General features: G+C 43.3%; 14 protein-coding genes. 9 read left to right on the top strand and 5 right to left on the bottom strand.

Annotation, left to right across the window (positions count from 1 at the left end; translation table 11 throughout):
* Positions 1–58: 58 nt before the first annotated feature.
* From ACQKMP_RS15960 to ACQKMP_RS15975, 4 genes are all read right to left on the bottom strand, one after another.
* Positions 59–949: a diacylglycerol/lipid kinase family protein gene (locus tag ACQKMP_RS15960; protein WP_427469876.1), complete on the bottom strand. Its 891-nt coding sequence runs from the start codon at positions 947–949 to the stop codon at positions 59–61.
* Positions 950–1084: 135 nt separating this feature from the next.
* Positions 1085–2068, bottom strand: coding sequence for a GMP reductase (guaC, locus tag ACQKMP_RS15965; protein WP_042192907.1), 984 nt, complete (start codon positions 2066–2068; stop codon positions 1085–1087).
* 241 nt (positions 2069–2309) lie between these two features.
* Positions 2310–2924, bottom strand: a complete 615-nt coding sequence (locus ACQKMP_RS15970; protein WP_339244041.1) for a LysE/ArgO family amino acid transporter — start codon at positions 2922–2924, stop codon at positions 2310–2312.
* An 82-nt stretch (positions 2925–3006) separates the two neighbouring features.
* Positions 3007–3237, bottom strand: coding sequence for a hypothetical protein (locus ACQKMP_RS15975; RefSeq protein WP_427469878.1), 231 nt, complete (start codon positions 3235–3237; stop codon positions 3007–3009).
* A 164-nt stretch (positions 3238–3401) separates the two neighbouring features.
* Here ACQKMP_RS15975 and ACQKMP_RS15980 point away from each other — a divergent pair, with 164 nt between their 5' ends.
* The 9 genes from ACQKMP_RS15980 (at position 3402) to ACQKMP_RS16020 (ending at position 13678) form a co-directional block, all read left to right on the top strand.
* Positions 3402–4580: a PQQ-binding-like beta-propeller repeat protein gene (locus ACQKMP_RS15980; protein ID WP_427469880.1), complete on the top strand. Its 1179-nt coding sequence runs from the start codon at positions 3402–3404 to the stop codon at positions 4578–4580.
* Positions 4581–4767: 187 nt separating this feature from the next.
* Positions 4768–6555, top strand: coding sequence for a response regulator (locus ACQKMP_RS15985; RefSeq protein ID WP_427469882.1), 1788 nt, complete (start codon positions 4768–4770; stop codon positions 6553–6555).
* Positions 6556–6754: 199 nt separating this feature from the next.
* The gene (locus ACQKMP_RS15990; protein ID WP_427469884.1) at positions 6755–7351 is read left to right on the top strand and encodes a sensor domain-containing protein; all 597 of its coding nucleotides are present in this window, start codon (positions 6755–6757) and stop codon (positions 7349–7351) included.
* A 26-nt stretch (positions 7352–7377) separates the two neighbouring features.
* A complete protein-coding gene (locus tag ACQKMP_RS15995; protein ID WP_427469885.1) occupies positions 7378–7980 on the top strand; it encodes a YkoP family protein in 603 nt (200 codons plus the stop codon).
* On the top strand, positions 7980–8744 hold the full coding sequence (locus ACQKMP_RS16000) for a polysaccharide deacetylase family protein (RefSeq protein WP_427469887.1): 765 nt from the start codon (positions 7980–7982) through the stop codon (positions 8742–8744). The genes ACQKMP_RS15995 and ACQKMP_RS16000 overlap by 1 nt, the downstream gene beginning before the upstream one ends.
* 44 nt (positions 8745–8788) lie before the next feature.
* Complete coding sequence (locus ACQKMP_RS16005; protein WP_427469889.1) at positions 8789–10426, top strand: methyl-accepting chemotaxis protein; 1638 nt, start codon at positions 8789–8791, stop codon at positions 10424–10426.
* Between the two features lie 110 nt (positions 10427–10536).
* A complete protein-coding gene (locus ACQKMP_RS16010; RefSeq protein WP_427469891.1) occupies positions 10537–11760 on the top strand; it encodes an amidohydrolase in 1224 nt (407 codons plus the stop codon).
* 20 nt (positions 11761–11780) lie between these two features.
* Positions 11781–12527: a uracil-DNA glycosylase family protein gene (locus ACQKMP_RS16015; protein ID WP_427469893.1), complete on the top strand. Its 747-nt coding sequence runs from the start codon at positions 11781–11783 to the stop codon at positions 12525–12527.
* A 92-nt stretch (positions 12528–12619) separates the two neighbouring features.
* Positions 12620–13678 carry a copper amine oxidase N-terminal domain-containing protein gene (locus tag ACQKMP_RS16020; RefSeq protein ID WP_427469895.1) on the top strand — a complete coding sequence of 353 codons (1059 nt, stop codon included), beginning with the start codon at positions 12620–12622 and terminating at the stop codon, positions 13676–13678.
* Between the two features lies 1 nt (position 13679).
* Here ACQKMP_RS16020 and ACQKMP_RS16025 read toward each other — a convergent pair whose 3' ends face one another.
* Positions 13680–14594 carry a phosphatidate cytidylyltransferase gene (locus ACQKMP_RS16025; RefSeq protein ID WP_042192888.1) on the bottom strand — a complete coding sequence of 305 codons (915 nt, stop codon included), beginning with the start codon at positions 14592–14594 and terminating at the stop codon, positions 13680–13682.
* Positions 14595–14654 lie beyond the last annotated feature (60 nt).

Below are 14654 nucleotides of genomic sequence, written 5' to 3' on the forward strand. Positions count from 1 at the left end.
GTATCCATAAATGAATGGCAGTCTGGAACTTTTTGAGTTCCGGACTGCTTTTTATTTGTTAGTCTACTTCCGGTACAATGACTTGGATATGACGAGGGAGAACACTTAGCATAATTGGTAAAATCGGACCTTCTTCACCATCCACATTGGTTTTTACGGCTTCTGGAGAGCTCGCAGTCACATTTTGGGCCGTGAAATAGACAACGTCTTTATGATCCTTAAGGCTGCCAAGTAGTAAAGAAATACTGGCTGTAATGGTATTGAGTATACTGAGGTCTTGAATAATAAAACAGTGAAGCAGACCATCGTCAACCGCAGCATCAGGTATCAGATTCTCGAATCCGCCAACGGAGTTGGTTAACACGGCGAGAAAAAGCGGGGAATCGCCTTGCCATGTCTTCTCGTCATAATGAATGACAAGAGGGTGGGGGGAAGTGCTTGTAAGTTGTTTTAGGCCTTCTTTCAAATATGCAAATGAGCCGAGCTTAGTTTTCTCTTCGATTGAAACGGAGGATAAAGATCCGGCGATTGAACCTACTGCAACAACGTTGCCAAATAAGCGGTCATTCAAGCAACCAACATCCACTGTCTTTACGTTAGAAGAAGCAAGGGTTTGAATGGCTATTTCGGGATTCAGCGGAATCTGTAACGCGCGGGCAAAATCATTAACCGTTCCTAAAGGGACTACACCTAACTTTGGGTGTTGTTTCTGATTCATGAGACCATTAATAGTCTCGTGAAGCGTGCCATCCCCGCCAATGGAGACGACTAGATCGTAACACTCCTCACAGGCAGTGATACAATAACGAGTTGCATCTAGTTCTTTTGCCGTCTCCTTAATCGTAACCAAGTATCCTTGATCAGCTAGAACTCTTTCTGCATATCTGACATATTCGCCAGCTTCTTCTTTACCAGATGAGGGGTTAATAATAATCATAGCTTGCCGCATAGGGATTATCCTCTCTTGTTCAATCTAATAGCCTATTAGATGATTACCCCAAAGTGGTATAGCAGAAATCATAACAACCTAAAAAAAGGTGAGCAAGAACGACCTAAGTCGTCTTACTCACCTCTTTTATGTTTGTTAATAGACCTTGTCACCATTAAAAATGGAATTCTTAACGATAACATAGTCGACTTTACGAATAGCTTCTAATTTATTGCCTCCAGCATAAGAAATCGAGGACTGAAGATCTTGCTCCATCTCTCTCAACGTTTCTGCTAAAGCGCCTTTGTGCTCGACAACAATTTTTTTGCCCTCAACATTCTTCTTTTCACCTTTTTGGTATTCAGAAGCGGAGCCGAAGTACTCTTTATACAGCTTTCCATCGATCTCGATGGTATCACCAGGAGATTCTTCATGCCCAGCAAATAGGGAACCGATCATGACCATGGAAGCACCAAATCTAATGGATTTGGCGATATCGCCGTGTGTCCGAATGCCTCCGTCAGCGATAATAGGCTTACTTGCAGCCTTGGCACACAAGCGTAGTGCGGCTAATTGCCAGCCACCTGTTCCGAATCCTGTCTTAATCTTCGTGATACATACTTTCCCTGGTCCAATTCCCACTTTAGTAGCGTCGGCCCCAGCGTTCTCTAATTCTCTAACGCCTTCAGGAGTTCCCACGTTTCCAGCAATAACGAAACTAGCAGGTAGATATTGTTTAATATGTTTGATCATTCGAATGACAGCCTCGGAATGACCATGTGCAATATCGATCGTAATGAATTCCGGAATCAACTGTTCGTTAGCTAATTGTTCAACGAAATCGTATTCTTCTTCTTTGACTCCGACACTAATGGATGCGATTAATCCGCGGGTGTGCATGTCCTTGATGAAAGACGTACGCTTCTCCGGTTCAAAACGATGCATAATGTAGAAGTAGCCATTTTGGGCTAAGAAGCTGGCGATCTTCTCATCTATGATGGTTTGCATATTTGCAGGTACCACAGGTAATTTAAAAGTATGACCACCTAAGGTGACTGTTGTATCACACTCAGAACGGCTATTTACGATACACTTTGCAGGAATTAACTGAATATCTTCATAATCGAATACTTTTTTCATTATATACACCTCTAAATGCGAACATTATAGTATTTTTGTTTGATTATTGTTCGTCCACTTTGTAATGTACAGCATTCCGAACAAGAAGTCAAAATTCTAGTACATTATGGTGTAAATTGGACTTAATTATACGACGATTTGGTGTACGGCTTATGATTCATATAAATGAACTGAATGTAGGAACAAGAATATGTATAGATATTAACAAAAGGCCATCCCTATAGGGATGGCCTTTGTTCTATTACATCTGAAAAAGCTTGTAAGCAATATATGCTGCAACGACCCAAATGATAATCGCAGAGATCTTATTAATGATCAGCATGATTTTGCCGCTTGAATCTATTTGTCCTACGGTCTTTCCTGCCACAGCAAGCCCAAAGAACCAAATCCAAGAAACAAGGATAGTCGAAACGGCGAATGTAACTTTGTCTATGCCAGTGTAACTAAGGGAGCTGGTGCCGATAACCCCAATCGTATCCAGGATCGCATGTGGATTTAATAAAGAAACGGACATCGCAAATAAGATCTGTTTTTTTGAAGATAGAGGTGCTGCGTCTTGGGATGAAGAGGTAGGTGTGCTTCTCCAGATGGACCATCCCATATACAAAAGGAATACAAGTCCCACAGCAAATAAAGCGGTCTGCAGAACAGGGATGGCAAACACAAGAACGGAAACACCTAACACGGCTAATAAAATTAGAAGGGTGTCACACAAAGCAGCCGTAATAATAACTGGGATGGCCTTTTTAAATTGTGGCTGTGAAGCTCCTTGGTTAAATACAAAAACATTTTGTGCGCCTAGCGGAAGAATTAATCCAAAGGCTAAGGCGATTCCGTGAAGTAGTGCGGCTAACATAGTTGTGTCCTCCGGTGATGAGTAATGCGTTATAAAATTTGCTTTTGAATATGGTGCTCCATATGTTCTAGATAGTCTTGAATCAACCATTCAGGACGTATGGCTGCTCCTCATATTGAATTTTGATGAATCGTTCAAGATTATTGATCGCGGAGTCACATAGATGTCCTAATATTTCTTTTCGTGACCATTTATGCGGCTGGGGGCGCTCTGTCACTTCTGTTTCTGACATAAGTCTGATTTCTTGAGGTAATTTAATGAGCCATTTGTTTAATTGATCCATTACATTTTGTATCTGGATATTCTCGCCCATTGGTTATCGACCCCTTCATCCATAATTTCTGGCTAAATAATATGTACTATCATACAATTTATGCCTCTATAAAAAAAGATGATTAATATAATCTTGTTGTCCCTTAAAAAAGGTAGTAAAGTAACATGATACATACTATTTATGGAAAGAAAGGTTGATATTTTTTGAAAAAAGGAATATTTACAGGTCTTCTTGCGCTCTTGCTGATTACCGCCAGTACGCTATCTTTTAATGTTGTAGAGGCCGCTGGAACAGTAACGAAATTACCTAGCCCCCAATGGAGTCAGCTGAATGTTGTGGGAGCATTAGAAAGCATAGAAGGGGGTCCCGTGGAGGTTCCATCATTAAATACAGTGTATCTCCACACTAAGGAAGAGCATGCTACCCAAACTAAGGTATGGTTGGTTGATATGCTGAAATCTTATGATACACAGACAGGGAAGCTAAAGTGGTCAGTTAATTTTGCAGACCCTGGCACAGCGATGTTTCGTGAATCGAAAGATTATTTAGTGGCGCCGGATGGAACGGTATACATAACCTTTACAGATAATCTTTCACCTGACGCAACTCAGATCTATGCGGTGGGCCCAGACGGAAAACGGAAATGGAAAGTGAATTTGTCTCAGACAGAGGGATACTTATATAGACTTGATAACGGGAGTTTAGTCTTTGCATCCCAAGGTAATTTTGATAACAATGGGAATTATAACGGGTCACTAACTTTAATTAATAAAAGTGGTACCAAAGTAAAAAACATTTCTTATAAAGGAACGGTATTGGCGCAAGGAAATCGTGTCTTAATTCAAACGAATTACGGTGGTGGGAAAGGCTCACGTATCCAGGCACTCGATTCTTCCTTAAATTCAGTGTTTACATATCAAATGCCAGCCGATTCGTACACTGAAGTGTCTTACAATCAGGTGCTTTCCGATGGAACAGTATTAATCCGTACTAATATACCAAAGACAGGGAATCGGTTATTCGGATTCAACTCTAAAGGTAATCTACTGTGGGGAAGAGATATCGCAGGTGATGCTGTCGTATCCTCACTTGGTGAAGTTTATGGGGTTTATGCCAATGGCAAGCTGTCTCTATATAATGTCAAAGGATTGGTTAAGTCGGTAGCTCTTAAAGATGAGACAGAATTTTTTGTATCGTTGGACCGATTACAGGATGGTAATATTGAGCTTGGCTTCCCGGGTTCCGCCACATATGTTTTAAATCCTAAAACGCTCGCAGTAGATTATACTTTTAAGCTGAAGGATGATTTTAATTTCAACTATGTAGGCAATGGCGTGGGGTATGTAATGACAGACAATGGATTTTCACGAATTAAGTTTTAATTCCAGAAATCGATTAGGATTGATCAAGGGATGCTGCCCCTAAAGGGATGGTATCTTTTTTTCTATTCTGTAATTACACTCCTAGCATAAATGTCATCCCATCTCATGACCTTTTGTAACTAGTAAGGCCTCAGGGGGTTACACTATAATAAGGGTCTAGTCAGCACAGTTTATAGGGGGCAATTCAGTGTTTAATCTGGTTAAGCAGTGGTTCTGGTACGATTGGCTCGTCCTCTTGTTTCGGATTTGTTTTTCTACTTCTTTTATAGTTACGATGTGTTACCTCTCGGAGGATTTTACGATTCCTTTCTGGATCGTGTTTGTTTGGGGTGTGATTTCTTTTTCAGTGCCTTGGTTTTGTTTGCAGCTGCATTATAAGTATTATCTGATGGCGGAGATCCTCCTTTCAGGTGGTCTATGCTTATATTTGGCTGCTCTGTTTCCTGAATCGTATGTAACTTTTCTGCCTATCGCTTTTATGATTGCCAGCAATAGTGCACAGAAGTCCTATCGTTGGTCAGCTCCGATCACGGTGATCTTGATTCCAATAATGTTATCTAGATTGTCACAACAAATGGATGCTATATCGATGATAGTGAACTTTGGCTTGGTGTATACGATTGGCTTCGCCTTTCATTTACTGGTGGTGAATCACAAGCAGAACGGGATTATTAAGAACCAGAATGCTGTCCTGGAGCAGTATATTTCACAAGTCGAACGTATGACTCTTCTGGAGGAACGAGATCGGTTATCCAAAGATTTGCATGATACGGTAGGGCATTCTTATACTTCAATTCTTATGGGGCTGGAGACTTTACGTACGGAGGTGAATACCTCTGAAGGAGAGCAAAAGATAGATTCCTTATTAAAGCTAACTCGCAATGGCTTGGATGATGTGCGTAAATATTTGCACCATGTGGGCTCTTCGCAGGATTCATTGACGCTTATGCAGTCCCTGCAGAAATTAGTGGATGATTTCCAGACCTTTTCGAAGGTTAAGGTTCGTCTAAGAACGTTCGGAGAGGCTTATACAATATCCAAGCAGGCTAAAATGACCTTATATAGATGTTTGCAAGAGTCGATAACCAACGCTGTTCGTCATGGTCAAGCCAGTGAAATTGTCATCACCCTGCATTACGAAGAGAAGTTAATTCGGCTGGAAGTGCAGGATAATGGATTAGGCACTGAAGATTTAAAAGCAGGATTTGGTGTGAACGCGATGAAGGAACGTGCTTCTAACCTGCAAGGTCAAGTGTATCTCTACTCTAAGCCAGGGGAAGGAACCTTAGTGACCTGTAGTTTACCAAGGCTTGAAGAGATACAGGAGGAAATGATTCGCTTATTGCTGGTCGATGATCAACCTTATATCCGGGATAGTCTGCGAATTATTTTAGAGCAGCAGCCCGATTTTGAGATCATTGGGTTAGCTGAGAATGGTGAACAAGCAGTAGGCTTCTGTGAGCAGGAACAGCCTCATGTGGTGCTGATGGACTTAAATATGCCTGACATGGACGGTGCGGAAGCAACGAAGCTTATTAAGCAAAAGTGGCCAGGGGTACGAGTGCTGATCCTGACTACTTTTCAAGAAACGGATTTGGCAGTCGAAGCACTGCAAAATGGGGCAGATGGCTACTTGTTAAAGTCTACTGAACCGCAGGAGCTATTCGAAGGGATACGTCTCGTACATCGGGGTGTGAAGATGATAACACCAGCTATTACGAATGTATTAATTGATCATTATGAGATGCATCCAACTTCTGAAGCGCGGACTGAGCAGAGTAATGAGTATGGGCTGACCCCGCGCGAGCTGGAAATTCTAGAATGCCTGTCAAAGGGCATGCGTTATAAATCCATTGCAGCTAAATTGTATTTGTCTGATGGAACGGTGAGAAATTACGCTTCTACCATCTATGCTAAGCTGGGTGTACGGAACCGTGAAGAGGCTGTTGAGAAAGCCTTTGGCACTTTCGAATAATAACTAAAACCGAATGATCTGAAATTGTAGAGCGAGCACCTTGTTGTCTATTTTCCCTTGTGGGAGTAGGCGGAAGGTGCTTTTTTGTATGAAATAACTGTCATATGACATTATGGCACTGGTCGATTTTACATCAGGAGCATTAGCATAAGAGCTGCGTAGATGAACAAATTTTTAGTGCAGAGAGGAAGAGGAGAATATGAGTCAAATGATCCGGAAGCATGTGAGGAATTTCTGTTTCTTATTAATTACTTTTGCCACAGGGCTATTTTACTTTTGCTTTTATTTGGTAGGCATCACTTTTGGGGTCGCGATGTCCTTCACCATAGTAGGGATTCCGATCCTTTATTATGTTTTGCGTTCTACCGAAATCTTTTTACAACATGAGCGAATTCGAACGAAAGTCTATACGGATATCTCCGTTCGGACGCTTCCAACTCGATCTCAAGAAGAAGGAAACATGTGGGATAAGGTTAAGGCGGAGTTGTCCGATGAGCATAACTGGAGAGCAATTATAGGATTGATGCTGCAACTTGGAATTGGAATGCTCAGTCTCATATGTGCAACTCTTTTTTATTTGTCCCCTATTATTCTCTTGTTGTCACCTATCTTGTATTTCATCGATATCTCTTCTATATCGTTATTTGGGATTGAAAATAAAACACTCAACACCTCACTTCTGTTCATGCTGTTAGGCGCGGTATCTCTATGGATCGGTGCATATCTTGGCAACGGTTTAGTAAAGATGATCGGCAGGTATACGCGGCGTTTAGTGAAAGATTTTGCTAGAAGATAAACTTTTACACGAAAGAAGGAAGATTAATGGTAGCCTCAGTTTCATTTATAAAATTATTCTCGCAATCTCTTTGGATGATGTGGGAGAACCTATTTGCTATTGTCACCAAATTCCGCAGTCAGTCCGTGTGGAGATACGGGATATGTAAATTGGTCGTGTTAAAGTATCACGGTGAAAGTATAGTCTGCCAAGATGGACATCAGATTCTTCCCGGAGATTGGGTGGGTGAACTTCATCTGGATAATCGTCAGGTAGTGCAGCTTACGCGTACCCTGGGCGCTGATCGGGCCGGAATTCGAACTGCACGTATGCTTCGCGAGGCCATGAAGGAGATTAGTCGTGAACTAGATAGCAATCCAGAACTAAGCAAAGTGCAGGCGCTAACGGGGATTACGCTACTTCACCGGGGGATCATTCATGGAATAGGGTTTGAGCAGCATCCTATCAAGTCCAAATGGCAGCGGCGATGGTTCGGAATCTATCTTCGGTTCTTACTTCGGATGCTGCATCCGGAGGGGAAACATCGCGTTGAGGACAGCACGGAGAAGTTGTCTCCTAAGATGCTCGTAATTAGTAAGCAGTCTTTGAAAGCGCGGTTTGCTCCTCGAAGGAAAGAGGCGGTTTCCTAATGTGGACGCTCCTTATTTTAGCTATAGATGCGATTATTCTTTATATGATCGTTCCCTTTGTGATTACTCGAATATTGGGATGGGGAGTTGTATCCAGAGGAAATGCCGCGAAGGAAGTTGCCTTTACTTTCGATGACGGGCCAGATCCATGCTATACCCCTGAATTATTGGACTTGCTGCATGAACATGACGTTAAGGCAACTTTCTTCGTATTAGGCAAAAGGGCTGAGCAATTCCCGGATTTAATCCAGCGAATGCACCGTGAAGGACATCAGATCGGCATTCATAATTATACACATACGCCTAACTGGATTTACTCTCCATGGACGAATAGACGGAAGCAAGTAGATCGAACAGCTGAAATTGTCGAGCGGATTACAGGAGAGCGGCCTATCTTGTATCGACCACCATGGGGGCTCCTTAATTTAGGCGATCTTGTCTTTCTTAGACGTTCTTATCGGGTAGTGTTGTGGTCTGTAATGGTGGGAGACTGGAAGGCGTCTGTTAGCGCAGCCCAAATAAAGCATGACTTATTGAAAAAGATAAAACCCGGTTCTATCATCGTTCTGCACGACAATGGTGATACACCGGGGGCAGATCGAGAAGCACCGCTGAACATGATCACCGGACTGGAAGAGGTCTTAAAGGAGATTCCTAGAAGGGGGCTGAAGAGCCAGCGAGTGGATGAGCTACTGAACAAGGAAGCTAGTCGCATTGGAGAAGCTAGGTCCAGCGTCAAACATCACGGTCCGATTAATCTGTAGCTATGGATGACATGATGTCACTAGATTGGAAGGGAATTCAGACATTGAAGAAGAAAACCGTTCGAACCATCGTTATGACCGTTTCTGTAGTATACATGGTGTTGATTTTTGCAGGTCTATGTATGTATACATTTTCTAAGTTTAATGAAATTCTCAGTCATGAAGTTGAACAAAAGCTTAACTATAAGGTGGAGCTTACTTCTACTAAACTGAATAGTCGATTGTCGAATGATTTCGAGAAGAGCTTGGCTGAAATGAGTGAGGAGGATGCAGGTTATTATTTTGTCATAGATAAAGCTGGTCGATATGTAGCAAGCCAGAACCCTAAGCAAGATATAGGTAAAGCTATATTTGATGAACCGGACATACAGTTGCAAAAGGTTGGTCAGGTCATAGCACAATCTACGGGAACTAGTGGTACGGAAGACTCGAAGAATGTTTATGCTTTTACAAGGATCGGCGATACAGATTACAAGCTAGTGCTGGTGATGCCTGTAAAACAGATCTTGGAGCCAATGATGAACAACCAATATTTAATTATTGGCGGTTTTGTTATCGCTTTGATTATTTTTATTGTCTTACTCTTCATTATCTTAACCCGACTTATTGTACGACCGCTGCGAAGAATCAATGAGCATGTAATGGAACTTGTTGAACACGGAGGCGATCTGACTAAGAAGCTGGACATGAAGCGTAATGATGAGATTGGGATGTTGGCGTATTCCATGAATCAGTTTCTGGATAACATTCGGGCCATCGTCGGGAATGTTACTTCACAGGCCAATCATCTGAATGAAAATGCAGAAATACTTCAAGTTTCAGCAGAGCAGACAAATGAGACATCCAAGCAGATTACCACGATTATTACGGATATGGCTGTGAGGTCGACGGAGCAAGCAGAACATGTGCGGCAAGTACTCACGATGATGGAACGGACAGGGGAAATCTCTGAGGAAATTATGCAGGAAACGGTAAAGACAGTTCACGATTCCAATCATTTAATAAAAGCGGTGCAAACTGGCCAGCGTGCAAACCGGGCATCTGTAGATCACTTGGAAACTATGGTTAGTTCCATTGAGCGTTCAACAGAAACCATTGCACAGCTGAACAGCCGATCCAGCCAAATCGGTGAGATCATTAACGTGATTTCCGAATTGGCTAGTCAGACGAATCTACTCGCGCTAAATGCAGCCATTGAAGCGGCCCGCGCTGGAGAGCAAGGGAAAGGTTTTGCAGTAGTTGCAGGAGAGATCCGTAAGCTTGCTGAAGGTTCCGAAAGAGCAGCCGAGCAGATTGCCGAGCTTGTTGGTGCAATTCAAGCGGATACGAATGCAGCGGTCAAAACGATGGAATCGAGTCAACAAGTGGTCAATCAACAGAATGATTTAGTATTACAAGGGCAACAATCTCTGGAGGAAATCGTTCAGAAGGTTGATCTAACAACCCAAAGCACGCTGCGAATTCAAGGCATATTTGGTGATTTGTCTACAATGTCACATCAATCATTGAAGGCTCTAGTGCAATCTTCGCAACTCATTGATCAGTCGGCATCGTCCTCACAGGAAGTAGCGGCTTCCACGGAGGAGCAACTTGCGACTATCGATGAGATGACGACCAAACTTAGAGAACTCAGCGAGTTATCTGTATTTTTAAAGTTAGAAGTTGGGATATTTACGATATAGTCTTATGCTAAAAACCTTTCAAACATTTTTTATATAGGAAGGGCTATGGTACCATTTAGGATAAAGTGGTTCGCACCTATATTAAATCGTTGAGAAAAGGATGGGGTAGCATGTTGAATGCTTCTTACTGGTTAACCAATATAAGATTAGAGCAGGGTTATGTTATTGAGGATGGACAAGTGGTTGGTACAGATACGAAGGTTTGTCATATCCGAATTGACGGGGATAACATTTCAGAAGTGGTTGGAGCGGACGTAGAGCTTCGGAGTCATCTACCTAAATATGACTGCAAGGGGTTATTGATGCTTCCTTCCTTTGAGGAGGCACATATCCATTTAGATAAAACATATTTCGCTGGACCATGGAAAGCGGTAAAGCCTGCTGCCGGTGTCTTCGAACGCATTGAGGAAGAGAAGGTATTATTGCCTAAGCTGCTGCCTATGGCGAGACAACAAGCGGAGAGCATCTTGACGCTTATACAGCGTTTCGGTGCCACACATGTGCGTAGTCATTGTAATATTGAGCCTGTCAGCGGTCTGAAGCGTTTAGAGGCAACCCTGCAAGCATTGGATACCTTCTCCGGCAAAATTTCATCAGAAATTGTAGCCTTTCCGCAGCATGGTCTGCTTCGCTCTAATTCTGTTGAATTAGTAAAGCAATCCCTGGCAGAGGGAGCAACCTATGTAGGTGGTGTCGATCCATACTCAGTGGATGGAGATATCGAGAAGTCACTCCAGACCATGGTCGAGCTAGCGGTAATGAGTAATGCTGGCATTGATCTTCACTTACATGATGGAAAAGAAGCAGGAAAGCAGACGCTGTCGCGTTTGGCTGATCTCACAGAAGAAGCTGGCTTGCAGGGCAAAGTGACCGTTAGCCACGCATTCTGGTTCGCAGGTGCATCGCAGCAGGAAGCAGAAGAAATGGCTGCACGGATGGCATCACTTGGTATGGGGATTGCATCCACAGTACCTATTGGCAGAATGATGATGCCACTACCAATGCTGCACAGCCAAGGTGTACAAGTGAAACTGGCAACAGACAGCCTTACGGACCACTGGTCTCCTTTTGGAAATGGAGATCAATTGGAGAAGGCGGGACGGTACGCAGAGTTATATGGGTGTAGTGATGAACGGTCATTATCGCAATCCCTTAGATTCATAACAGGAGGGATAACGCCTCTTAATCTAAAAGGTGAACAGGTATGGCCAAAAGTAGGAGACACGGCAAGCTTTGTGCTGCTGCATGCCAGCTGCTCGGCCGAAGCTGTAGCACGAAGAGCGGATCGTCAAGCCGTATGGTACGAAGGGCGTCTCGTGAGTGGATCATTATAGGGACATGAGAGGTGGATGACATGCTCATCTCTAACCATTTGCAACAATATAAAGCAGCGATGCTTTCACTTCCGAAGGGGACCGCGCTAACGAAAGAGGATCTGCAGGTAGATAAGCTTCTAATGAAGCGTAGCGGCAAGCTTGAAATGTACTATGCACCGCACAATGAGTACCTGAATCCTACTGCAAAGGTGATCATTATCGGACTAACACCCGGTTTTACACAAATGAGAATAGCCATACAAGAAGCAGTCATTGGGTTGAAAGCCGGGCTTTCAGATGAAGAGGTATGCAGAAAAGCAAAAGAAGCGGCGAGATTCGCAGGCTCCATGAGGAGTACGTTAATTCACATGCTAGATACACTTGGGCTTCATCAGTACTTGAACCTTACCTCTTGTGACCAATTGTTTCAGAAGCAGCAAACGAACCTGCATACCACCTCTTTATTGCGTTTTCCTGTGTTCGTAGAGAAGAAAAATTATAATGGGGCACATCCTAAGCTACGTTCAGATCCGTTCCTTAGAGAATGTGCGCTATTGTCGTTAGAGCAGGAGCTGGGCATCCTGAGCCAAGCTTTAATTATTCCTTTAGGAAAAACGGTGGAGGGAATGCTCCAGCTTATGGTATCTGAGGGTAAGCTCGATGATCACCGCTGTTTATGGGGATTTCCTCATCCTTCTGGAGCGAACGGACATAGATTTAAGCAGTTTGCCAGCCAGCAAGAGGACATGACAAAGACGCTCCAAGATCATTTATGGAACGTCTGAGTGATTGATCTTATCGCAACATTTTTCCTGGACCTCACGTTAAGAATGATAGAGTAGCACAATTTCATTCATCTCAGGAGGTATAATTCACTATGAAAACATTCAAAGTAATCGGAGCGGTCCTCGCTGGCACGCTCATAGCATCGAACGTCATCTCTGCTGCTCCAATCCAGCCAGCTCCAGTCAAACCAGCGACTAATTCCTCAGTACCGCAGGATTCTTATGGTGGTCTAAAATATGTGCTAGTCATTGATGGTAACGGCTACTCCCCAGTCGATGTTCCGCTATACGTAGGTTCAAGCAAGGAAGTTATGATCCCAATCCGTACAGCAGCTGAAGCGCTTGGATACAAGCTAACATGGACTCAAAGCCTTCAATCGCTAGGTCTTGAGAAAGATAGCCAGTCGATGTCCTTTCAAATTGCAAAAGATGCTTACCGTAATGGTACAACAATTCTTTCGCTGGGTGCTGTACCAGAGCTAAAGAATGGCAAAACCTACGTTCCATTATCATTCTTCGAAAAAGTATTGAAGCTTGAAGTAGTCGCAGGCCCAACTGGAACCATATCGATTAATTCCAAGGAACAAGGCAATGGAGAGACCGCTTCAGACACGATCAAACAAGGATCAATCACTAGTATTTATAAGGGCGAAAAAAATGCTGAAATCGGCCTCAACGGCTATGGTCATGGCATTCGCCTAGGCATTTCTGATGAAGCGGAGATCGTATCTGTTGATAATAAGAAGCTAACCTTTGCTGATCTGCAGCTAGGCATGTCCATCGAGGTCGAGCACAGTATGGTCATGGCTATGAGCATGCCTCCATTGGCGGGCGCGATCAAGATTGTTGTGAAAGAACAAGCTCCCGATCAGCAGACCTTGGGAACGGTTGGCGTGATCGAAGAGGCTACTCCTTCAGATAATGGCACGACCCGCGTTGTAATCAAAGGCGATAAGCTCAGTGATTCTTCCTTCGAGACGATTGTTCTAAATACTTCAGATACTACGACTATTCTCGGCACGAAAGACAATCAGAAGATTGCCATAAGTGAGCTGAAAAAAGGTGACAAAGTGTATGCGTTCTACGGTCCAATGTTGACCAAAAGCTTGCCACCTATCGGCCAAGCGATCAAAATCGTTGTAGAAAACTAATTTACATGAAATCGAAGAAATAACGGATGACATGGAAAAAGACCGGCGAGGTGTAGGTCAAGCTATCCACACGGCTTAAATAGCTTTCTTTTAAAGCTACGAATTTATCGCCATCACCGATGAGCAAATCTCGCTTCAGCACGGAAACCGTTAAGCTACCCAAGAAGCCGCTCAAACTGATTAGCATGCCTGACAGGAAACCGAAGATCGGGTTGAGCGGCGTCAGGTAGGGATAGATCAAATAGGAGACCCCGGTTGTTACGACAAACGCACAGGCAAAACCTTCCCAGGTCAAATACGGGTTGGCGGTTGGGACCACTTTGCGCTTTCCCATATAAAGGGATGCGAGATAGTGGACCACATCATTCAGCTGTGTCAGCACTACTAGGAATAATACAAGCCCCGCTCCATACTCCGGTGTAGCAAATTGAAAATAAGCTAAGTGACTAAGTCCGAAGACCATCAGCATTAATCCCCACTGGGTTGAACTAACACTACGCAGGAAGCCAACTGTCCCTTTATTAATGAGCCTAGGTAGCGGTAGGAGTAAGAATACATAGACTGGAATAAACACAATGAACATCCCGTACCATTCGATATAAATCCAGTAGAACTGTAGAGGAATGGATAAGTACGCCCACAGAAATAGTCTGCGGTCGGATTTTCGTGACTTTATCATGGAAAAATATTCTTTGAGTGCGAAGAAGGTCAGCACCATGAGTGCCAATAGTGAGACGACTGGATTAAAGAGAGTAGCCAAACAAAAGATAAAAAGCATTCCCCACCAGGTTTTGATGCGGAAGCCGATCCCTGTATAATCTTTACTGGGCTGTAATTTGCCTATAACTACATACATCAAGTGAATGGCCGATAAGGCCGCAAAAATCAGGATTACCGTTAATAGAGAGCGGTCGATAGCTAATCACCAACTTGTCGTAGAGTAGATTCCATTAATGGGTTCATATGTTATTATGAA

The organism is Paenibacillus sp. NPDC101420 (assembly GCF_050277435.1).
GTDB lineage: Bacteria > Bacillota > Bacilli > Paenibacillales > Paenibacillaceae > Paenibacillus_AQ.

Excerpts from the sequence above, each read along its gene's own strand:
- ACQKMP_RS15960 (WP_427469876.1), bottom strand. The coding sequence starts at position 949 with ATGCGGCAAGCTATGATTATTATTAACCCCTCATCTGGTAAAGAAGAA.
- guaC (WP_042192907.1), bottom strand. The coding sequence starts at position 2,068 with ATGAAAAAAGTATTCGATTATGAAGATATTCAGTTAATTCCTGCAAAG.
- ACQKMP_RS15970 (WP_339244041.1), bottom strand. The coding sequence starts at position 2,924 with ATGTTAGCCGCACTACTTCACGGAATCGCCTTAGCCTTTGGATTAATT.
- ACQKMP_RS15975 (WP_427469878.1), bottom strand. The coding sequence starts at position 3,237 with ATGGGCGAGAATATCCAGATACAAAATGTAATGGATCAATTAAACAAA.
- ACQKMP_RS15990 (WP_427469884.1), top strand. The coding sequence starts at position 6,755 with ATGAGTCAAATGATCCGGAAGCATGTGAGGAATTTCTGTTTCTTATTA.
- ACQKMP_RS15995 (WP_427469885.1), top strand. The coding sequence starts at position 7,378 with ATGGTAGCCTCAGTTTCATTTATAAAATTATTCTCGCAATCTCTTTGG.
- ACQKMP_RS16000 (WP_427469887.1), top strand. The coding sequence starts at position 7,980 with ATGTGGACGCTCCTTATTTTAGCTATAGATGCGATTATTCTTTATATG.
- ACQKMP_RS16010 (WP_427469891.1), top strand. The coding sequence starts at position 10,537 with ATGTTGAATGCTTCTTACTGGTTAACCAATATAAGATTAGAGCAGGGT.
- ACQKMP_RS16015 (WP_427469893.1), top strand. The coding sequence starts at position 11,781 with ATGCTCATCTCTAACCATTTGCAACAATATAAAGCAGCGATGCTTTCA.
- ACQKMP_RS16020 (WP_427469895.1), top strand. The coding sequence starts at position 12,620 with ATGAAAACATTCAAAGTAATCGGAGCGGTCCTCGCTGGCACGCTCATA.